Here is a 21,580-nt window from a genome sequence, read left to right as displayed (position 1 = left end):
TTTAGGAGGCCTGGAAGGCGTTGAGCATCCAGAGGGTTTTCTCCAGGGTATTGAGGTCATCTGAGATAAGTCCCTGGGTTCCCTCGTCCTCCAGTTCGGCGGCCAGGGCCAGCACCTCGCGCTCCAACTGAATGATCTGGCCAATGTTCTCTACGGTAGCGGCCACAGTCTCCTGGTCTGAGGTCAGGTTCTTTCTTTCCTGCACCGCAGAGGTGGCCAGGTAATCTGAGAAGCTGTGCATGGGCGTGTGGCGCAGGGTCAAGATGCGCTCGGCCACTTCATCAATGGTCTCAAAGGCCGCAGTATAGAGTTCCTCAAACTTGGCGTGCAGGGCAAAGAAGTTGCCGCCTTTTATATTCCAATGGAAAGCCCGCAGGTTCTGGTAGTAGACGTGGTAATTGGCCAACAACTCATTAAGTTTAATGGCCAGGTCTTTGGTGTCTTTGCGGGCAAGCCCTAATTCATTATGCGTTTCCATAGTAGTGGTTTTGGTTAGATGTTCATGGTTCACTGCCTAACCTTACGACAAAGGTGGCCCGAATGATTTTATAACTCAAATCGATAATTACTATACTATTATCACTACAATCTATTACCTTTACCTAACTAGATAAGAAGCAACGGCTTAACGATGACTTTAAAGACCTAAACCTTAGATGAAGGAAAGCATGCCTTTTCTATTTATCTGGTTTTTAAGGCAAATCATGGCATTGCCCCCCATAGCCCTGCGGATGGAAAACCACTTTTCGCTTTATTTCAAAGGCTTGATCAAGCTGTTTTGGAGCCGTTTTCGCTAAAACAGGCCCAAAACAGAATTTAACTTTACTCCTTTGCCCATGACCCTTACCCAATTAGAATACCTGCTGGCCGTTGACACTTACCGCCACTTCGCCACCGCCGCCGAGAAATGCTTTGTGACGCAGCCTACGCTCAGCATGCAGATTCAGAAACTGGAGGAGGAACTAGGCGTGCAGGTGTTTGACCGGAGCCGGGTGCCGGTGCGCCCTACCGAGCTGGGCGCGGAGATCATTTTGCAGGCGCGGGTCACGGTAGCTGAGTTCAAGAAGATTGAGGAACTGGTAAAGGTGCAGCGCGACGGCCTGGGCGGTGAGCTTCGGATTGGGGTCATCCCTACCCTGGCGCCCTACCTGATTCCGCTGTTCATCACCGACTTTATCCAGAAATACCCGCAGGTGCACGTCATTATCCAGGAACTGGTGACCAGCAGTATTGTAGAGAAATTGCGGCTGGAGTTGTTAGATGTGGGACTGCTGGTGACGCCGCTCCAGGACAAGACAATGGTGGAGGTGCCCCTTTTCTACGAGGCGTTTGTAGGCTATCTGCACCCTTCGCACCCGCTGGCCAAACAGAAAACCATCACCCCTGAGGCCATTGAGCCGGCTGATTTATGGTTACTGAATGAAGGGCACTGCTTCCGGAGCCAGGTGCTGCAGCTCTGCAACCGCGCCAAAAGCACTCGCAACGTGCACCTGGACTATGAGAGCGGCTCCCTGGAAACCCTCAAGCGCATAGTGGAAACCCAGAGTGGCATGACGCTGCTGCCTGAGCTGTCGGTGCAGGAGCTGTCTGAGGAAAAGAAAGCGATGGTAAGACCCTTTGAAGAACCGCAACCGTTGCGGGAGGTAAGCCTGGTGGTACACCGCAGCTTCTTAAAGAAACGCCTGATTGAAGCGCTGCGCGATGAGATTGTGGGGCACCTGCCAGACGGCCTGCGCGAACGAAACCCGGTGCGTGTGGTGAAAATCAAATAACCTGTTTTAAGCCTGTTTTCTGAAAAACGTGCTTAAAACAGGTTGTAACTACTCCTAAACAATAGTCACCTTCACGCCCATGCCCCGCAGGGTATCAATGGTGTGTTCAGAAATGCCTTTGTCGGTGATAATCTCGTCAATGTCCTCAAACCCGCAGATACGGCCAAAGCCCCGTCGCCCGAACTTAGAGGAGTCTGCCAGTACAATGGTTTTCTGGGAGATATTGATCATCTGCCGGTTAAGGCGGGCCTCCATCACGTTGGTGGTGGTAAGTCCAAACTCTATGTCAATGCCGTCTACGCCCAAAAACAACTTACTGCAGGAAAAATCAGCCAGCACACTCTCGGCGTAGGGCCCGGTCACCGAGGAAGAGCTTCTCCGGAGCAATCCGCCCAGTTGCAGCACCTCCACCTCGGGGTGGCGCAACAGTTCCATAGCCACGTTCAGCGCCGAGGTAATGACCGTGAGGCTTTCCTGCGGCTGAATGTTTTTGGCCAGCGCCATAACGGTGGTACCAGACGCAATTAAAATAGAGTCATTGGGCTGCACCAGTTTGGCCGCCGCCGCGCCTATCAGTTTCTTCTCACCGGTTTGCATGGTCTCCTTCTCATTCACCGGTCGGTCAATGGTATAGGGATTGTTCTGGGTGGCACCGCCGTGGGTCCTGAACAAAAGGCCTTTGTCTTCCAGCAGTTTCAGGTCCTTTCTTATGGTTACGGAAGAAACGCTCAGTTCCTCGCATAGATCTATTACCTGCACCTGTCCTTTCTCCTGTAACTTGGTGAGGATATGCTGGTGCCGCTCAGTTATATTGATCATGGTGCAGGGTATTGGAATGGGACCGTAAGGAAAACAAACGGTAGTGTTTCGCTTTTATACAAAATTAAAAGTTTTCAACCCGAAACAAAGCCTTTCTTTTCTTCTTTCCAGGGAAGCCGTCCTTAAAAGACTCAGGAGGACGAGATAGCTATTTTGATAACCTTAGCAAGAAACCGGCAGATATTGAGGACGGCCTTTTACAAAAGGTGATTAAAGCGAAGGCCATGCTTTTCCACTTCCTTAACACTTCTCTGGTTTAGGCCTACTTTTCAAAAAACGGCCTTAAAACTGCTTATACCTCATTATTCCCTTCGAAGAAAATAATTTAGGTGGGCCTACTATCAGCCTCAATAACCACCTTTTTCTATTTCCCGCGAGGAGTTGCATACCAGATTCAGGGCCGTGGTTTACGCTTGGTATTGGAATGCAACCGCTCTGGCAGGCGTCCATTTTCAGGAACATTTTGCCATTTTCACAAATTCACCAACCGTGCCGGGGTTGTTTTATTTAATTTCGTTTGGTTATGTTATTTGAACTACATAATTTTAAAATGAAATAAATAGAAACAGAACAAGGCTTAAAAGTAATTGGCGTGAAAGTAAAAGAATCTAATCATTTGACCTTTAAGAGAGATTCCTTTCTGGAAGAGGTAAAAAGAGTGGCGGAATGGGATATGATTGTCATTGGCGGTGGCGCCACTGGCCTTGGGGTAGCCTTAGACGCGGCCGCACGCGGCTTTAAGACCTTGTTACTGGAGCAGTCTGACTTTGCCAAAGGCACCTCTAGCCGCAGCACCAAACTGGTTCACGGCGGGGTACGCTACCTGGCGCAAGGCGATATTAAATTAGTATTGGAGGCCCTGCATGAGCGCGGCCTGTTACTACAGAATGCCCCTCACCTGGTCAACATCCAGTCCTTCGTGATTCCTAACTACAGCTGGTGGAATGAGATCATGTACGGTGTGGGCCTTACGGTATATGACTTAATGGCCGGCCGTTACCGGTTCAACAAAACCAACGTTCTCTCCGGCAAGAAGGTAGCCCGGTTGCTCCCTAATATCCAGGAGAAAGGCCTTAAGGGAGGCGTACAGTATTTTGACGGTCAGTTTGACGATGCCCGCCTGGCGCTAAACCTGGCCCAGACCTGCGCCGAGCAAGGCGGCGTGCTTTTGAATTACATGCAGGTGGTGAACCTGCTCAAAGACACCAACGGCAAGGTAGCCGGCGTGCAGGCCCGTGATCTGGAGTCTGGCCAGGAATACCAACTTAAAGCAAAAAGTGTGGTGAACGCCACCGGGGTGTTTGTAAACGAGGTGTTGCAGATGAACGCCCCGGCCCAACAGCCCTTGGTACGCCCCAGCCAGGGTGTGCACGTAGTCCTGGACAGCTCGTTCCTGGAAGGTGACAACGCCTTGATGATTCCCAAAACCCCAGACGGGCGCGTACTCTTCGTGGTTCCGTGGCACAAGCACCTGCTGGTGGGCACCACAGATACCCCCTTAGACAAAAGCAGCCTGGAGCCCCTGGCCCTGGAGCAGGAAATAGATTTCATTCTGGAAACCGCTAGCAAGTACCTGATAAAGAAACCTACCAGAAAAGACGTGCTAAGCGTTTTTGCGGGTCTTCGGCCGCTGGCCGCGCCTACCAAGAATACCAACAGCACCAAAGAGATCTCCCGTAGCCACAAATTGCTGGCCGCGCCTTCTGGCCTGATCACCATTACCGGCGGCAAGTGGACCACCTACCGCAAAATGGCCGAAGACACCGTGGACAAAGCCATTGAACTAGGGCAGGTACCGGCTAAGCCCTGCGTTACTGCCAGCCTTAAGATACATGGGTACGCCACCGCGCAGAAAAAGACCGAGCACTTTAGTATTTACGGCACAGACAAAGAGTACATCAAAGAACTGGCCGCTCAATTCCCTGAACTTGCCCAGAAGCTGCACGCCCGTTTTCCTAACATTGCCGCCGAGGTGATCTGGGCAGTCCGGAATGAGATGGCCCGCACCGTGGAAGACGTGTTGGCCCGCCGCATGCGGGTTCTTTTCCTGGATGCCCGCGCCGCCATGGACATGGCCCCTCAGGTAGCCCAGCTAATGGCCGCAGAATTAGGGCATAATGAAGCCTGGCAGCAACAGCAGGTCCTGGACTTTAACACTTTGGCGGCGCATTACCTGCTGGAGCCTTACAAACCCGCGGCAACCTTTGCCGCCTCCAACGCTCACCTCAGCTACAAGAACTAAGCTCCATGGCACAGTATATACTTTCTCTTGACCAAGGCACCACCAGCTCCCGGGCCATTGTCTTCAATAAGCAAGGCAACATTGTTTCCCTGGCGCAGAAAGAATTTACCCAGTTCTACCCACAGCCGGGTTGGGTAGAGCATGACGCCAGCGAGATTTGGTCTACCCAGTTGGGCGTGGCCGCCGAGGCCATTTCCAAAGCCGGGTTGCATGCCAAGGACGTGGCGGCCATTGGCATTACCAACCAACGCGAAACCACCGTGCTCTGGGACCGTCGTACCGGAGCCGCCATTTGCAACGCCATTGTGTGGCAAGACCGCCGCACCGCCGCCTACTGTGACAGCCTTAAGGAGCAAGGCCTGGAGGAAATCATCCAGCAGAAAACCGGACTGGTGATTGACGCCTATTTCTCAGCCACCAAAATACGCTGGATGTTGGAAAACGTGCCGGGCGCCCGGGTACTGGCCCAAGCCGGAGACCTGGCCTTCGGGACGGTAGACTCCTGGCTTATCTGGAACCTGACCGGCGGCCAGACCCACGTTACCGATGTTTCCAACGCCTCCCGCACCTTGCTGTTCAACATCCACACCATGGATTGGGACCACGAGTTGCTGGCGCTGTTTGACATTCCGGCCAGTATTTTACCCGCCATTGCCTCTTCCAGTGAAGTGGTTGGCCACACCTCCAGCACTCTTTTTGCCACCCAGATTCCTATTGCCGGCATTGCCGGCGACCAACAGGCGGCCTTGTTCGGGCAGATGTGCACCAAACCCGGCATGGTGAAAAACACCTACGGCACCGGTTGCTTCATGCTCATGAACATTGGCGAGAAGCCCATTGTCTCCAAGCACAAGCTGGTGACCACCGTCGCCTGGAAAATCAAAGACCAGGTGCATTATGCGTTGGAAGGCAGCATTTTCATTGCCGGGGCCGTGGTCCAGTGGTTGAGAGACGGGTTGGGCGTCATTTCCCATTCATCAGAAGTAGAGGCATTGGCCGCCAAAGTTTCCAGCACCGATGGGGTGTATCTGGTACCGGCTTTCGCTGGCCTGGGCGCCCCCCATTGGGACCAGCACTCCCGCGGCACCATGGTGGGCATGACCCGTGGCACCACTGCCGCCCATATGGCCCGCGCCGCCCTGGAAAGCATTGCCTACCAGACCATGGAGGTACTCAAGGCCATGGAAGCAGATTCCGGGATTGAGATCAAAGAATTACGGGTAGACGGCGGTGCCACTGAGAATAACCTGCTCATGCAGTTCCAGGCCGATATCCTGAACGCGCGGGTAGTGAAACCGGCCATTACCGAGGTTACTGCCATTGGGGCCGCTTACCTGGCGGGCTTGGCCACCGGCTTCTGGGACAGCGTGGAAGACATTCAGGAGCAATGGCATATCAAAAACAGCTTTGAACCAAATCCTGCCCCAGAAACAGAAGAAATGATCAACGGGTGGCTTAGAGCTGTACGCGCCGCCAAGGCTTGGTCACAAGACAGCCAACTTCAACCTTCCACCATCTAACCAAGAGACGCTATGTCAGCATTTACAGCCGAGATCATCGGTACGATGTTTCTGATTTTATTGGGTGGCGGCGTAGTGGCCAACGTGGTCTTGAAAGGCACCAAGGGCAACAACAGCGGCTGGATGGTCATTACCACCGGTTGGGCCCTTTCAGTGTTTGCGGGCGTGGTCATTGCCGGCCCTTACAGCGGAGCCCACCTTAACCCGGCCGTGAGCATTGGCCTGGCCATTGTTGGCAAGTTCCCGTGGGCAGAGGTAGGCCCCTATATCCTGGCCCAACTTATTGGGGCGGTACTGGGGGCTTTGCTGGTATACCTCTTGTATAAACCTCATTTTGATACCACAGAAGACCCTTTGGCGCATTTAGCGGTGTTCAGTACCGGCCCCGCTATCCGGCACCCCTTTTCCAACCTGTTCAGTGAGATAGTGGGCACCTTCGTGTTGATTTTTGTGATCCTCTACATCACCAACCCAGAGATGGGCGACCAGAAAACCCCCATTGGCATGGGCTCCCTGGGGGCTTTGCCGGTCACGTTTCTGGTATGGGCCATAGGCTTGTCCTTGGGGGGTACCACGGGCTACGCCATTAACCCGGCCCGCGATTTGGGTCCCCGCATTGTACACGCCCTGGTTCCTTTAAAGAATAAGTGCCACAGTGACTGGCAGTATGCCTGGATTCCTATAATGGGTCCCATTTTAGGGGCAAGCCTGGCCGCCGTGGTGTTTTTGCTGCTGCAGTAGAGAGGAAAGGAAAGTATTCTTAAAATGACCACTCCAATGATCAACAACAAGAAGTAGAACTTTTTTTAGATAAACCCTAATAAAGCGAAGACTAAAGAAATTCAGACCTTACCTACAAATGGTTTATTCTAAAGCGAGGGCACATTATTCTTTTGTTAAATTCTGGAGTGATAGGCATTTAAAAAGAAATCTACCTTAATTTTGAAAGATTATAGCCACAGAAATAAAATATGAACACCGCCCTCTTTTAGGTTTAAAAATGCCACTTAAAAGAGATTTAGCAAACAACAGTTTCTCACCTTCTCACCATAAAGAATGAGTATTTTTTCCCCAGCCCGTCACATTGACAAGCTTCCGCTGCAGCGCATTGACCCGGAATACAAGCGACTGCGGCTTCAGGTTTTCTTAGGAATTTTTGTGGGCTACGCCGGCTACTACCTGGTGCGCAAGAACTTCTCGCTGGTTATGCCCGACCTCATTGAACAAGGGTACTCCAAAGCCGATCTGGGTTTTGCCTTATCCGGGGTCTCCATTGCCTATGGGCTCAGCAAGTTTTTGATGGGCAACGTCTCTGACCGAAGCAACGCCCGCACATTCCTGACGGTGGGCTTGGTGCTGTCAGCATTGACCATGATCTTCATGGGCATCACGCCCTTTGCCACCAGTTCTATTGCCATCATGTTTATTCTGCTGTTTTTGAACGGCTGGTTCCAGGGCATGGGTTGGCCGCCCAGCGGGCGCGTGATGGTACATTGGTTTTCTACCAAGGAAAGAGGAACCAAAATGTCTATCTGGAACGTGGCCCACAACGTAGGCGGCGGCTTGGTAGGCCCCATTGCCATTGCGGCGGTGGCCATCTTCGGCACCTGGGAAAGCAAGTTCTATTTCCCGGGCATGGTGGCTCTGGTGTTTGCCCTTTTTGCCTGGCTTACTATCAGAGACACGCCCCAATCCTGTGGCCTGCCAACCATTGAGGCGTACAAGAATGACTATCCGGTGAACTATTCAGAGGCCCTGGAAAAGGAGATGACCGCCAAGGAGATCTTCTTTGACTATGTGTTCAACAACCGGGTGCTTTGGTACATCGCTTTCGCCAACGCCTTTGTGTACCTGGTTCGCTACGGTATTTTAGACTGGGCCCCTACCTACCTGGAGGAAGCCAAAGGGTTTTCTGTAAAGGAAACAGGCTGGGCCTACTTTGCCTATGAGTATGCTGGAATCCCGGGCACGTTACTTTGTGGTTGGATCAGTGACAAGGTCTTCAAAGGACGCCGCGCCCCGGCCACTATCATTTACATGGTGCTGGTACTGGTGGCCGTGGTGGTATACTGGAAAAACCCGCCAGGCAACATCATGATTGACAACATCGCCCTGGTTTCTATCGGGTTCCTGATCTATGGCCCGGTGATGCTCATTGGGGTGCAGGCCCTGGACCTGGTTCCTAAAAAAGCAGCGGGTACCGCCGCCGGACTGACCGGCTTGTTCGGGTATCTGGGCGGCGCCCTCTTTGCCAATATCGCCATGGGCTTTATAGTAGACAAGTGGGGCTGGGACGGCGGCTTTACCATGCTAATTGCCGCCTGTGTGCTGTCTATCGCCTTTACTGCCCTTACCTGGCAAAGAGAAAAATACCACCTCAACCTTCAATAACCTACCCTTTGGTTTAAAACCGCCAACAACAAAAACAGAATATGATACCATTTTTACAACCACCGCCCCCACGCAGGCTCAGCCTGGGTAAAGGCATTCTATTAGGCTCCTGCCTTTTATTGATGGGCCCGGCCCTGCAAGCAGCACCAGCCAACTTCAATGCCCTGGTACAACAGACCGGCCAGCAGGCAAAAGTACCGGTGAAAGGAAAAGTGATTGACCCCACAGATGGTACCGGCATGCCCGGGGTAACCATTTTTGTCAATGATCAGGCGGTGGGCATGACCAACGTAGATGGCACTTTCTCACTGAGCGTGGAGTCAGGTGCTACTCTGTCCTTTACCTTTATTGGTTACCAGCAGCAGCGCGTGGTCATCTCAAAGGCAGAGCCAAACCTTACCATTAGCCTCATCACAGATGCCAAGCAATTGGGTGAGGTGGTGGTAACCGCCTTGGGTATTGAGCGCGAGGAAAAAGCACTGGGCTACTCGGTGACCACCGTAACCGGTAACCAGATTGCGGAGTCCATGCCTAATAACTGGACCGATGCCCTTTCTGGAAAGGTAGCAGGTCTGAACCTGGTGAAATCAGGTGGCGGACCCGCTGGCTCTACCAAAATAGTATTGCGCGGGGAAACCTCTCTGGGCGGTGATAACGCGGCCCTGATTGTGGTGGACGGCGTGGTGATGAGCGGCAGCAGCGGCAAGCAGACCGGCAACGGCAACAGCTCCTACATGTCAGCAGACTCTCCGGTTGACTTCGGGAGTAGCTTGTCAGATATCAACCCTGAGGACATTGAAAGCGTGTCTGTGCTAAAAGGCCCGGGTGCAGCGGCCCTATACGGTGCCCGCGGTGCCAACGGTGCCATTGTGATCACCACCAAAAAAGGTGCGTCCAAGCAGAAAGGCATGGGCATCACCTTTAACTCCAACACTACCCTGGCCACCGTGAACCGTTGGCCAGATTACCAGAACGAATACGGCCAGGGTGCCGCCGGTCAGGATCTGTATTACTCTTATGGGAATACTGAAGACGGCGCCAGCACGCTGAGCACCAGTTCTGCCTGGGGACCAAAGTTTAACGGCCAGTCTTACTACCAGTATGACCCCAACAACTACCGTGTAGCGCCTACAGAGAGAACCCCCTGGAAAGCGTACCCCAACAACCGCAAAGACTTCTTTGAGACTGCCAAGACGTTTACCAACAGCCTTACCCTGTCTGGCGGGACGGACAATACCACGGCGCGTCTGTCTTTCACCAACTCACAGAACACTTGGATTGTGCCCAATACCGGGTATGACCGCAACACGGTGGCCCTGCAGTTGAACCACAAGGTAAACGACAAGTTGTCTATTGCCACCAAGGTGAATTACACCAACCGTAGCAGTGACAACCTGCCCACCACCGGGTACAACAACCAAACCATCATGTATTTCATCAGGGGCCTTACCCCTAACATGGATATTAACTGGTTCAAAGACTACTGGTTACCAGGCAAAGAAGGAATTGAGCAATTGAAACCATTCAGTAACCTGTTAGATAACCCGTACCTGCAGGCGTATGAGATGCTCAACAAGTCCAAAAGAAACACCTTTGTAGGTAACATCTCTGCCACCTATAACTTCACCAAGGACCTGAGCCTGATGGTGCGTAGCTCTACAGACTTCATGACTGAGGCCCGCTCGCAGCAGCGCCCCAAGAACTCCAACAAGTTCACGGAGGGTATGTACCGGGAGCAGGATATCTACACCCAGGAGCAGAACAGTGACTTCCTGTTGCGTTATGACCACAACAGAAACTCAGACTTTGAGTACAGCGTGTCTTTTGGTGGTAGCACCATGAAGAACACCTACATTCTGGATGAGTACCGGGCAGACAAGTTGTTATACCCTGGCATCTACAGCCTGGCCAATAGCATGATCAACGTTGAGCCCCGGCCAAGAAGAGCCCGCTATGGCGTGAACAGCTTCTACGGTCTGGCCACTATCGGCTACAAAGACTTCCTGTTCCTGGACGTGACCGCCCGTAATGACTGGACCAGCACCCTGGTTACCCCGCAGAGCGTTTCTGGTAGAAAGTCTGATAACCCGTCGTTCTTCTACCCATCCTTTAACCTGAGTGCGTTGGTGTCAGAGATGGTGGAGCTGCCCAGCCAGGTTTCCCTGCTGAAATTGAGAGGCTCCTGGGCCAAGGTGGGTAGCGGCGGCACGGAACCTTACCGTACCAGCTATGCCTACTCCCCGGCTATCAATTTCGCGTCTGGTTTAAGGAATCCTACCACGCTGGCTAATCCAGATTTGAAGCCCTTGACCACCACCAGCCTTGAATTTGGTCTGGACCTGCGTTTGTTCAAGAGCCGCATCGGTTTAGACCTGTCGGTTTACAAAAACAACACCTATGACCAGATTGTAGAGCCACCAATTGACCCGGCCAGCGGTTACGCCGCCATGATCATCAACGCCGGCGAGGTGGAGAACAAAGGGATTGAAATTCAGGTGAATGGCGCTCCCTTCAAATCAAAAGACGGTTTCAGCTGGAATGTCTTCGGAACGTTTGCCGCCAACAAGAATACGGTGGTAAGCCTGCCTGACAGTCTGCAAAGCATGGTCCTTTCTACCGTTTTTGGTAGCCGTGGTACCGTGGAAGCCCGTGTAGGCCAGCGTCTGGGAGATATGTACGGTTTGGGCTACAAGCGCTCTCCTGAAGGCCAGATTATCTATGACAAAGGATATCCGGTATTGGGTGATGAGTTGATCTACCTGGGCAATTACGCTCCTAAGTGGAAAGGCAGCATTGGCAACGAGTTCAAGTATAACAAGTTCAGAATGAATGTGCTGTTTGACGGTCAGTTTGGCGGCGTTGGCTACTCGCTTACCCACGCAGTACTCATGGAAGAAGGCAAGCTGAAGAAAAGCTTACCGGGCCGCTATAACGGTATTATTGGTGAAGGGGTGATTGCTAACGGTGACGGTTCTTACCGCCCTAATGACGTGGTAGCTGACAACATTAGAGACTACTACTTCACCCACTTTAACCGTGACAACCTGGAGTCAAACGTGTTCAGCACAGATTACATCAAGCTGCGCGAGGTTCGGTTAGACTATGACATCCCTACCAGCTACCTGAGCAAGCTGAAGATTCTGAAGGCAAGCGTGGGTATTTACGGACGTGACCTGCTGGTCTTCTCTGAGTGGCCGGCATTTGACCCTGAGTTTGGTACCCTGGGAGACGGAGACATCTCCTCTGGCTCTGAGATTGCCCAGTTCCCCTCTACCAGAACCTTTGGGTTGAACCTGACTGTAGGCTTTTAATTAAGAAATCATCATGAAGAAGATAAGAATAGTTGCCCTGGCCTCCCTTATGGCCGTTGCGCTGGGCAGCCCGTCCTGCACCAAGGACTTTGAAGAAATGAACACAGACCCTAACCGGAGCATTGCGGCAACTCCGGAGGCGCTGCTGGCTCCAAGCCTGCACAGCCTGGTGGCCAATAACCTGGACCGCGCCCTGCGGGTGAGCAATGAGTTAATGCAAGTGCACGTGACTACCGTCAATTCACGGGAGTTTCACCGCTACAACATCAGGCCCAGTGAGTCTGACTTTATGTGGCGCAACTGGTACCTGCAACTGACCAACATCCGGGACATGTACCAGAGTGCTGCCTCTACCCAGCAGCCAAGCTACAAAACCTACATGGGCATTTCCCTTATTCTGGATGCCTGGGTGAGTTCCCTCATCACAGACATGTTTGGAGACGTGCCGTATTCTGAGTCTAACAAAGGCAAGGAAGGCATCATTCAGCCTAAGTTTGACAAGCAGCAAGACATCTACGCTGACCTGTTCCTGAAACTGGAGGAAGCAAACGCCCTGCTCACCCCTGCTAGCGCCAGCGTTAATGGTGATCTGCCCTCTACCGCTACCTCTCTGGACCCTCTCTATGGAGGTTCGGCCCTGGCCTGGCGTAAGTTTGGGAACTCGCTTTACCTGCGGTTACTTATGCGCGTTTCCGGTAAAATGGAGGCAAATGCCGCGGCCAAGATCAAGGACATCGTGGAAACCAGCAAAACAAAGTACCCTATCATGGAGAGCAATGCAGAGTCTGCGGTGCTACGCTTCACGCCTACCCCACCCATCACGTCTGAATTCTTCAACTACCGCGAATTTGACTTCAACGGTGACAAAGGCTACACGGAATTCTTCATCAATAACCTGAACGCCTGGTCAGACCCGCGCCGTGACAAATGGGCTTCCCAGGTTGGCGGAAATTACATAGGCATGCCAAGTGGCTACGAGCAAGGGCAGACCCCAGACCGCCAGTCTTACCCTAAGAAGGAACTGATGAACGAGCCATTGCTGGGGAATATCCTCAACTACCCAGAGTTGCAATTCATCTTAGCCGAAGCGGCCCTGAAAGGGTACATCAGTGGTTCGCCTAAAACCTACTATGACAAAGGGGTTGAAAACGCCATCACTTTCTGGGGGCTTGTCCTGCCAGACGGCCACCTGGCCAAAGAAGAAGTGAAATGGACGGACACCGACACGTTTGACCAGAAGATGGAAGCCATTCTTCTGCAAAAATACTACACGCTGTTCTTCACAGATTTCCAGAGCTGGTATGAGTTCCGCCGGACCGGCCATCCGGTGTTGCCTAAGGGACCGGGCCTGTTAAACAACGGCGAGATGCCGTCTCGTTTCAGATACCCCATTAGCGTACAGGCCCTGAACACGGCCAACTATGATGCCGCCGTTGCCTCTATGGGAGGACCTGATGACATCAATACTAAAGTTTGGTGGGACCAATAGACCAAAGGTTATGAAAGTTAAAAACATGAAAAATATAGCAGGCTCGCTGGCACTACTGGTTGGCGGCCTGGCCTTTTCCTCCTGCCTGAAGGAAGATGTGAACCCGGCGGTGGGCACGCCAAGCTCCCTGGCTAGCATCTATGTGGTGAAAGACCTGTACAGAGACGCAGATGTGGCCCTGGGCCCTAACGTGCTTTCCGGCGCCTACCAAACCACCGGTACCGTTATCTCAGACCCTACCTCTGGCAACCTGCCGGCCGGTTCTGTGGTGATCCAGAGCAACTGGCGCAGCCTGGTGCGTGGCCTTATCCTGAAAATGGATCCGGCAACGGCCGCCACCCTTACCCTGGGTGACTCTGTGGTGGTAGACCTGAACGGAGCCACCCTTACCAAAAGCAACGGCTCCCTGCAAGTGACTGGCTTAACCGGTTCTAAAGTGAACAAAGTGGCCAGCAACCGCAAGGTGACCGCCCGCGCAGTTTCCCTGTCGGCGCTCAACAGCAAGTTCTCTGAGTTTGAGAGCACCCTGGTAAGCGTGACCGCAGACGTGAAGCCTTTGCCCGTGAGCGGCGAGACCATTGCCGGTTCCAAAACCCTGGATGACGGTTCAGAAAGCACCTTTACCTTGTTTACTGAAGCCAACGCTGCCTTTGCCGCCACCCGCGTGGCGCCCAACGCTACGTTTGTAGGCATTCCGTTTTTGCAAGGCGATGCCAAGCAGTTGCGTTTGCGTAACACCGCTGACATTCTTTCGCCCAGCGGGCCGTTGTACCCAGGCTACCCAGAGGATTTTGAGTCTCCGCTGGAGTCTGTAAAAAACTCCTACGCCTCTAAGGCCATTGACCTGCGCACGGGTAACTGGACCCTGAACAACGCCATCTTGGGCAATACCGTGAACCGTGACAGAATTGTTTCTGGTAAGCAGGCCATCCGTTTCCAGCAGAACCTGACCACCTCTGCCACGCTGCAGATGAACTATGACCTGCCTAACGGAGCCACCAAGGTAACGGTATGGTACGGCGCGTACTACACAGATGCGTCTTCTACCTTCGCGCTGGAGTACTCCACAGACAAAGGCGTTACCTGGAAAGAGATTGGCCGCAAGTCAGATGCCCATTCTACGGCTACCAGCCTGCAGGCCAAACAAGCCGTGTTCATGATGAACATCCAGGGGCCGGTTCGTTTCAGAATCAATAAACTAGGCTTAGGACCCACCAGCGTGCCTTCCGTTTACAATGGCCGTCTGGGCATTGATGATTTCGCCGTTTACCAAAACTACTAACCCCGAGTAGCAAACCCTGTTCCTTACTTTCGTTTTGGGCCTGTTTTTCTAAAAACAGGCCCAAAACGGATTTTATCCCTCCTGCTTTATGCACCCCATTTTCCGTTTCTGGCAAAAGCACTACCTGCCGGAAGCCACCGCTCTACCAGTTATCACTTCCCCTGAAATAAAAGACCACCTCTCTTCCCTCATAGAGAAAAACAAAACACAGCTAACCCAAGAAAAACAAACAGTGAAACCCATGCCTAGAAATACAATTTTGGTTTTCCTGCTCTTGTGGTTTCTGGCAGGCTGCCAGGGCCAGGAAGATCCATCAGACCCTGCTACCCCACCGGCAGAAAAGGCATTGTCTGCCCCCCTCCCAGACCTCATTTTCACCAACCTGTCACTGGTAGCGGCCTCCAAAGAATCTCCTGTGATCATGGAGCGCCTCAGAGACCTCATTGACGCTACCCCGGCCAATGCAGACATTCACCTGAACATCTTTCTGTTCAGCCACCAAACCATAGTAGATGCCCTGCAACGCGCCAGCACCCGCGGGGTGAAACTACACCTGATGATTGATTTGAGCCGTGAGGAATCCCTGGCGGAAAATCCCCTCACCGTCAGCAAACTCAAACGCTTTCTCAAACCCACCGCAGAGATTGTGAACGTGACCAGTGATGCCAGTTCCAGCAGCATCAACCACAATAAATTCGCGCTCTTCTCCCAGCTCACCACCGCCACCGGCCCCAAAGAGAAAGTGGTCTTCCAGACCTCGCATAACTTTACGGTGGCAGACTCTAAGAAAATACAGGACGCGGTCATGCTGGCAGACGCCGGGCTGTACGGCGCCTACCTCACCTACTGGCAAGACATGAAGGAGAAAGCCGCCAGCGGCATGAAAGACTTCTATTACCGTGAGTACCATGACCCGGCCGCCGGCATCTCTGCCCTGTTCTTCCCCAAGCGCAGAAACGGTGTCTCTTACGGCGCAGACACTATTCTGGAGATTCTGGACGGCCTCACAGAACCCGCCACCGCCCGCATACAAATAGGCATGTCTGACTGGACTTCCACCCGCACCGCCATCATCACCAAACTGGAGCAACTAAGAGAGCAGGGCGCCACCGTGGAGGTGATTGCCAAAGACAAAGTGGACCCCGAGGTACTGGATGGCCTGGCCCGGCTCAAGGCCAAAGGCGCCTATGTAAAAGTGTATGACATGAGCCAGGTCAACAACCACGCTAAGTTCATGCTTTTGAAAGGCAAATGGAAAGGCGAGCAAGTGAACCTGTTGGTGACCGGTTCCCATAACTTCACGGGCAATGCGCTGCGCAACAACAATGAGGCCATGCTGCTTTTGAAAAACCACAACGCCTTGTTTGACATCTATACCGCTTTCTACCAGGAGATGAAAAAGCTGCCGGGCCAATAGACGTCTCCCCACATACAGCACCACCAACCTCCCAGACAAACCAACTTCTCCCATGAACCGCCGGAAATTATTAAAGTCACTGGGCCTGAGCATAGGGGCCGCCGTCATCAGCACTGAGGCTCTGGCCAAGCTAGGCGATACTACCTATTCCTACACCATACCTGAAAACCCACTGTACCAACCCATGGCCAAACCGGTCACGGCCATTACCATTGGGGCGGGCAGCCGCGGTAACGTGTACGGCAACTTCGCGGCAAAATTCCCAGACCAACTGGACATTATTGGGGTAGCCGAACCTATTGCCCTGCGCAATGACCGCTTCGCCCAAAAGCATAACATAGCCGCAGAGAACCGGTTCACCACCTGGGAAGAAGTATTCAAGCGCCCCAAATTCGCAGATGCCGTCATTATCTCTACGCCAGACAACCTGCACTATGCTCCCTGCATGAAGGCTCTGGCCATGGGCTATGACATCCTGCTGGAGAAACCTATTGCCCCCACAGAGAAAGAGTGCCGTGATATTTTAAAGCTGGCCAAGAAAAACAACCGTATTGTGGCGGTGTGCCACGTGCTGCGCTACGCCCCCTACTTCGTGAAAATGAAGGAGCTGATCGCCCAGGGTGCCATTGGTGAGGTAGTAAGTGTGCAGCATTTTGAACCCATTGAGCACCTGCACATGGCGCACAGTTACGTGCGCGGCAACTGGCATAACTCCAAGGAAACCACCCCAATCATTCTGGCTAAGTCCTGTCATGACCTGGATATCATCAAATGGGTGATCAACAAACCTAGCAAGCGCATTGCCGCCATGGGTGACCTTAAATGGTTCAGGAAAGAGAACGCCCCCGCCGGCAGCACCGCCCGCTGCACCGATGGCTGCCAGGTGGAGCGTGAATGCCCGTACTCAGCGATCAAGCATTATTATGAGGACCGCAAACGCCTGTCTGTCCTGGACCTGCCCGATGATAAAAGCCAACACGCCCAGGTCATCATGGACAAGCTCAAGACCACCAACTACGGTCGGTGCGTGTACCGCATGGAGAATGACCAGCCAGACCACTACGTCACCACCATTCAGTTTGAAGACAGCGTGACGGCCAGTTTCTCCATGGAGGCTTTCACCTCTTACGCCGGGCGCCGCACCCGCATCATGGGCTCTATGGGCGACATGGTAGGTGACATGAAAGAATTGGTGGTTACAGACTTCAGGACGGGCAAAGAACTTAAACTGGTGCCCAGGGCTGAGGACGTGGATGGTTACAAAAACAGCGGCCACGGCGGCGGCGACTGGCTGCTGGCCCGTGACTTTGTGCAGGCCGTGGCCCAACAGAACCCCAAGCTGCTCACCTCTACCATTGATGAATCCATTGAGTCTCACCTGATGGGGTTCATGGCCGAGGAGAGCCGCAAGAAAAACAAGATGATGGACATACAGGTGAATGCCTGATCAAAGCATTTCTACTTTACCAGATTACCCTATTTCTGTTTTAGGCCCGGTTTTTGAAAAACAGGCCTAAAACAGAAAACAGCCCAACCACTAACAAATAACTTATTTTGGTGACCGTGTTCACCGTTTTGCCTGCCCATGAAAAGAAGAGTTTTCCTCCAGAATTTACTATTAGCCACCGGCGCCTTATTTGTTACTAGCCCGGGCGTCTTTGCCACAGAGAAGCCAGCTACCAAAAAGCTGAAAGGCTCTGTCACGGCCAAGGGAGAGAAATTGAAGGACGTGGTGGTTTCTGACGGGTTCTCTGTGGTGACCACAGACCGCAAGGGCCGCTTTGAGCTACCCGTGAACCCCAAGGCCCGGTTTGTATTCCTGTCTGTGCCAGCAGGCTACGCGTTCCCCCAGGAAAATAGCCTGGCAAGGCACTACCTGCCTATTCAGGAGAATGCCAAATATGACTTTGACCTTATGCCGCTGGGCCAGGACGATACCCGCCACAAGTTCATTGTCTGGGCAGACCCACAGGTGAAAAGTGCCAATGACGTGAAACTCATGATGCAGGAGTCCGTGCCCGATGTGCAGAAGTTGGTGCAGTCCATGGGACCCAACGCGTTGGTGCACGGCATGAGCGTAGGAGACCTGGTCTGGGATGAGCATGCGCTGTTTCAGGACTACAACAAAGCGGTGGCGGCCATGGGCATTCCGTTCTTCCAGGCGCTGGGCAACCATGACATGGACTACCGCCTGGGCGGCGATGAAACCTCAGACGCTACGTTCCAAAAACTGTACGGCCCTACGTATTACTCCTTCAATCGGGGCAAGGTGCATTACATTGTGCTGGATGATGTGCGCTACCTGGGTACTGAACGCGACTATGACGGCCACGTGTCTGAGCAGCAAATGGCCTGGATCAAGCAAGACCTGGCCTTCGTGCCCAAAGACCATCTGGTTATCCTCAATCTGCACATTCCCGTGAACCTGGGGGTAAAAAACAGGAAAGAACTATTCAAAGCCCTCAAAGGCTACCAGGTGCACATCATGTCTGGCCACACCCATTATAACCAGAACATTGTGCAGGACGGCATCTTTGAGCACGTGCACGGTACCGTCTGCGGCGCCTGGTGGACCGGCCCTATCTGCACCGATGGCACCCCCGGTGGCTACGGCGTGTATGAGGTTGACGGCAACCAACTGACCTGGTACTACAAGTCTACGGGTCTGCCTTCCAGCCACCAGGTCAGCCTGCACGTGGAAACGCTCACCAACCAGAAACGCCTCATGGCCAACGTCTGGAACTTTGACCCCGCCTGGAAAGTGGAGTGGTACGCAGACGGCGTGGCCCAGGGCGCGCTGAAACAAACCACCGGCTTTGACCCAGTCACCATTACTATGTTTGAGGGCCCTAAACGCCCCACCAAACGCGGTTTTGCTGAGCCTGCTAAAACAGACCATTTGTTTATGGCCCACTTCAGCCCAACGGTGAAAGAGGTGAAAGTAGTAGCCACAGACCGGTTCGGGAATAAGTATGAGGCAGTGGCCGCCACGGCCTAACCCAGTGTAATACTCCTCCTAGCCAAAGGTATAGAACCCTTGTCATGGCTTGCTGTTTTGGGCCTGTTTTTCTAAAAACAGGCCCAAAACGCGCCTTGGCATAGTATGCCGCCAGAGAAGATTTTAGCGTCCATTTTCAAGGCATTGATCCTCCATGAAGCACCGTTACCTTTTTCTATTATTTGCCTTTTTGCTGGTTCTTGGCGGGACATCCGGTCAGGCCCAGCCCACTACCAAACAAATTCTGGTTCAGACAGACCAAGTGACGCTGGCGTTCACCGTGGGCAAAAACCAGAAGCTGTACCAAAGCTACCTGGGTGCCAAACTCAGCAACGCCCAGGACAACGGCTTGCTGTCCGGCACCAAGCACGAGGCCTACGCGCCTTCGGGCACCGATAATCTTTTTGAGCCCGCCATCAGGGTACTGCACAACGACGGCAACCCCTCGCTGGAGCTCAAGTACGCCCAGCACACTACCCGGCAGCCCGAGGCCAACGTGACCCAAACCACCATCCACCTGAAAGACCCGAAGTACCCCGTGGAGGTGCTGCTGCATTTCAGTGCGTACCAAAAGGAGAACATCATCAAGGCCTGGACCGAGATCAAGCACCAGGAGAAAAAGCCGGTGGTGCTGGGCAACTTCGCCTCTGCCATGCTGCACTTTGACGCGCCCAACTACTGGCTCTCACAGTACCACGGCGACTGGGCCGCAGAGATGCAATTGCAGGAACAACCGCTCACCAGCGGCATCAAAATCATTGACAGCAAGCTGGGCACCCGCGCCCATAAATTTCAGAGCCCCACGTTTCTGCTGTCTCTGGATAAACCGGCCGGCGAAAACCACGGCGAGGTCATTGCCGGTACGCTGGCGTGGTCTGGGAATTTTCAGTTTGCGTTTGAGCTGGATGAGCAGAACAGCCTGCGCGTGCTGGCGGGCATGAACCCCCATGCCTCAGAGTACCATTTGCCCGCCAACCAACCTTTTGTCACGCCCGCCTTTATCTTCACCTACAGCCAGCAAGGCAAAGGCGAGGCCAGCCGCCGGTTCCACCGCTGGGCTAGAAATTACGGCATTCTGGACGGAAACAAGCCGCGCCTCTCGCTGCTCAACAACTGGGAGGCCACCTACTTTGACTTTGATCAGCAGAAACTGGTGGGACTCTTTGACGGCGCTGCCCAACTGGGCGTGGATTTGTTTTTGCTGGACGATGGCTGGTTCGGGAACAAGCACCCGCGCAACGCCGCCAACGCCGGCCTGGGCGACTGGAAGGAAAACAAAACCAAACTGCCCAGCGGCATTGGCTATCTGGTGGAGGAGGCAGAAAAGAAAGGCGTGAAATTCGGGATTTGGCTGGAGCCCGAGATGGTGAACCCCAAAAGCGAGCTCTATGAAAAGCATCCGGACTGGGTGCTGAAACTGCCCAACCGCGACGAACATTACCAGCGCAACCAGCTCATCCTGGACCTCACCAATCCCAAGGTGCAGGACTTCATCTTCAAGCTGGTAGACGATTTGATCACCAAGAACCCGCGGCTGGCCTACATCAAATGGGACTGTAACCGCACATTCACCAACGCCTTCTCGCCTAACCTGAAGGTACAGTCGCACCTGCCCGTTGACTACGTGAACAGCCTCTACAAGACGTTGGCCAGAATACGCCAGAAACACCCGCACCTGCCCATCATGCTCTGCTCGGGTGGCGGCGGACGGGTAGATTACGGTGCCCTCCCCTACTTCACCGAGTTCTGGCCCAGCGACAACACCGACGGCCTGGAGCGGGTCTATATCCAGTGGGGCTACTCGCAGTTCTTCCCGGCGGTGGCCATGTCAGCGCACGTGACCAGCTGGGGCAAGCAGACCGTTAAGTTTAGAACCGATGTGGCCATGATGGGCAAACTGGGCTATGATATTCAGGTAAGCGAGTTCAATGAGAAAGAGCTCCAGTTCAGCAAGCAGGCCGTGGCCACCTACAAGAAATTGAGCGACGTAATCTGGTTTGGCGACCAGTACCGGCTGGTATCGCCTTATGAGGAGAAACGCGCAGTCCTCATGTACGTGAACGAGGCGCAGAGCAAGGCCGTGCTGTTCTCCTATACCCTGCAATCTCGCCACCGTGATCGCTTTACCCCTGTCAAACTCCAGGGCCTTGACCCGCAGAAAAAGTACCTGGTGCAGGAAACCAACCTTATGCCTGATACCAAATCCGGGTTCGCGGCCCACGGCAAAACCTACTCGGGGGATTACCTCATGAAAGTGGGCCTGACCGTGTCGCCTACCACCGCCCTTACCAGTGCCGTGTTTGACATCTCTGAGAAACCTTGATTGCGCCTTGCCTTTC

The 21,580-nt window shown here is 53.4% G+C and carries 14 protein-coding genes; 12 read left to right on the top strand and 2 right to left on the bottom strand.

Features of this window, described 5'->3' with window-relative positions:
* Window position 1: 1 nt before the first annotated feature.
* A complete protein-coding gene (locus ACYVJQ_RS15745) occupies window positions 2-478 on the bottom strand; it encodes a Dps family protein (RefSeq protein ID WP_460894068.1) in 477 nt (158 codons plus the stop codon).
* A gap of 358 nt (window positions 479-836) precedes the next feature.
* Here ACYVJQ_RS15745 and ACYVJQ_RS15740 point away from each other — a divergent pair, with 358 nt between their 5' ends.
* Complete coding sequence (locus tag ACYVJQ_RS15740) at window positions 837-1,772, top strand: hydrogen peroxide-inducible genes activator (protein WP_460894067.1); 936 nt, start codon at window positions 837-839, stop codon at window positions 1,770-1,772.
* A gap of 54 nt (window positions 1,773-1,826) precedes the next feature.
* Here ACYVJQ_RS15740 and agaR read toward each other — a convergent pair whose 3' ends face one another.
* Entirely contained in the window at window positions 1,827-2,591 is a 765-nt protein-coding gene (gene agaR / locus ACYVJQ_RS15735) for a transcriptional repressor AgaR (RefSeq protein ID WP_460894066.1), read from the bottom strand.
* 673 nt (window positions 2,592-3,264) lie between these two features.
* On the opposite strand from agaR, the gene ACYVJQ_RS15730 reads away from it, so the two are divergent.
* The 11 genes from ACYVJQ_RS15730 (at window position 3,265) to ACYVJQ_RS15680 (ending at window position 21,564) form a co-directional block, all read left to right on the top strand.
* A complete protein-coding gene (locus ACYVJQ_RS15730; RefSeq protein WP_460894619.1) occupies window positions 3,265-4,833 on the top strand; it encodes a glycerol-3-phosphate dehydrogenase/oxidase in 1,569 nt (522 codons plus the stop codon).
* Between the two features lie 5 nt (window positions 4,834-4,838).
* Complete coding sequence (glpK, locus tag ACYVJQ_RS15725; RefSeq protein ID WP_460894065.1) at window positions 4,839-6,353, top strand: glycerol kinase GlpK; 1,515 nt, start codon at window positions 4,839-4,841, stop codon at window positions 6,351-6,353.
* A gap of 12 nt (window positions 6,354-6,365) precedes the next feature.
* A complete protein-coding gene (locus ACYVJQ_RS15720) occupies window positions 6,366-7,094 on the top strand; it encodes an MIP/aquaporin family protein (RefSeq protein ID WP_460894064.1) in 729 nt (242 codons plus the stop codon).
* A gap of 315 nt (window positions 7,095-7,409) precedes the next feature.
* Window positions 7,410-8,744 carry a glycerol-3-phosphate transporter gene (gene glpT, locus ACYVJQ_RS15715; RefSeq protein ID WP_460894063.1) on the top strand — a complete coding sequence of 445 codons (1,335 nt, stop codon included), beginning with the start codon at window positions 7,410-7,412 and terminating at the stop codon, window positions 8,742-8,744.
* A gap of 41 nt (window positions 8,745-8,785) precedes the next feature.
* A complete protein-coding gene (locus ACYVJQ_RS15710; RefSeq protein WP_460894062.1) occupies window positions 8,786-12,055 on the top strand; it encodes a SusC/RagA family TonB-linked outer membrane protein in 3,270 nt (1,089 codons plus the stop codon).
* Window positions 12,056-12,068: 13 nt separating this feature from the next.
* On the top strand, window positions 12,069-13,544 hold the full coding sequence (locus ACYVJQ_RS15705) for a SusD/RagB family nutrient-binding outer membrane lipoprotein (RefSeq protein WP_460894061.1): 1,476 nt from the start codon (window positions 12,069-12,071) through the stop codon (window positions 13,542-13,544).
* Between the two features lie 25 nt (window positions 13,545-13,569).
* Complete coding sequence (locus tag ACYVJQ_RS15700) at window positions 13,570-14,826, top strand: DUF5689 domain-containing protein (RefSeq protein ID WP_460894060.1); 1,257 nt, start codon at window positions 13,570-13,572, stop codon at window positions 14,824-14,826.
* Between the two features lie 241 nt (window positions 14,827-15,067).
* Entirely contained in the window at window positions 15,068-16,243 is a 1,176-nt protein-coding gene (locus ACYVJQ_RS15695; RefSeq protein ID WP_460894059.1) for a phospholipase D-like domain-containing protein, read from the top strand.
* Between the two features lie 52 nt (window positions 16,244-16,295).
* Window positions 16,296-17,690, top strand: coding sequence for a Gfo/Idh/MocA family protein (locus tag ACYVJQ_RS15690; protein ID WP_460894058.1), 1,395 nt, complete (start codon window positions 16,296-16,298; stop codon window positions 17,688-17,690).
* A gap of 138 nt (window positions 17,691-17,828) precedes the next feature.
* The gene (locus tag ACYVJQ_RS15685; RefSeq protein WP_460894057.1) at window positions 17,829-19,241 is read left to right on the top strand and encodes a calcineurin-like phosphoesterase C-terminal domain-containing protein; all 1,413 of its coding nucleotides are present in this window, start codon (window positions 17,829-17,831) and stop codon (window positions 19,239-19,241) included.
* Window positions 19,242-19,395: 154 nt separating this feature from the next.
* Entirely contained in the window at window positions 19,396-21,564 is a 2,169-nt protein-coding gene (locus ACYVJQ_RS15680; protein WP_460894056.1) for an alpha-galactosidase, read from the top strand.
* Window positions 21,565-21,580: the final 16 nt, after the last annotated feature.

This window comes from Rufibacter soli, from assembly GCF_054781795.1.
The sequence above is the reverse complement of the archived record's forward strand: the minus strand, read 5'-3'. Positions and strand labels throughout refer to the sequence as shown.

Bases quoted from the DNA above. Each gene is read 5' to 3' on its own strand.
- ACYVJQ_RS15745 (WP_460894068.1), bottom strand. From the start codon at position 478: ATGGAAACGCATAATGAATTAGGGCTTGCCCGCAAAGACACCAAAGAC.
- ACYVJQ_RS15740 (WP_460894067.1), top strand. From the start codon at position 837: ATGACCCTTACCCAATTAGAATACCTGCTGGCCGTTGACACTTACCGC.
- agaR (WP_460894066.1), bottom strand. From the start codon at position 2,591: ATGATCAATATAACTGAGCGGCACCAGCATATCCTCACCAAGTTACAG.
- ACYVJQ_RS15730 (WP_460894619.1), top strand. From the start codon at position 3,265: ATGATTGTCATTGGCGGTGGCGCCACTGGCCTTGGGGTAGCCTTAGAC.
- glpK (WP_460894065.1), top strand. From the start codon at position 4,839: ATGGCACAGTATATACTTTCTCTTGACCAAGGCACCACCAGCTCCCGG.
- ACYVJQ_RS15720 (WP_460894064.1), top strand. From the start codon at position 6,366: ATGTCAGCATTTACAGCCGAGATCATCGGTACGATGTTTCTGATTTTA.
- glpT (WP_460894063.1), top strand. From the start codon at position 7,410: ATGAGTATTTTTTCCCCAGCCCGTCACATTGACAAGCTTCCGCTGCAG.
- ACYVJQ_RS15710 (WP_460894062.1), top strand. From the start codon at position 8,786: ATGATACCATTTTTACAACCACCGCCCCCACGCAGGCTCAGCCTGGGT.
- ACYVJQ_RS15705 (WP_460894061.1), top strand. From the start codon at position 12,069: ATGAAGAAGATAAGAATAGTTGCCCTGGCCTCCCTTATGGCCGTTGCG.
- ACYVJQ_RS15700 (WP_460894060.1), top strand. From the start codon at position 13,570: ATGAAAAATATAGCAGGCTCGCTGGCACTACTGGTTGGCGGCCTGGCC.
- ACYVJQ_RS15695 (WP_460894059.1), top strand. From the start codon at position 15,068: ATGCCTAGAAATACAATTTTGGTTTTCCTGCTCTTGTGGTTTCTGGCA.
- ACYVJQ_RS15690 (WP_460894058.1), top strand. From the start codon at position 16,296: ATGAACCGCCGGAAATTATTAAAGTCACTGGGCCTGAGCATAGGGGCC.
- ACYVJQ_RS15685 (WP_460894057.1), top strand. From the start codon at position 17,829: ATGAAAAGAAGAGTTTTCCTCCAGAATTTACTATTAGCCACCGGCGCC.
- ACYVJQ_RS15680 (WP_460894056.1), top strand. From the start codon at position 19,396: ATGAAGCACCGTTACCTTTTTCTATTATTTGCCTTTTTGCTGGTTCTT.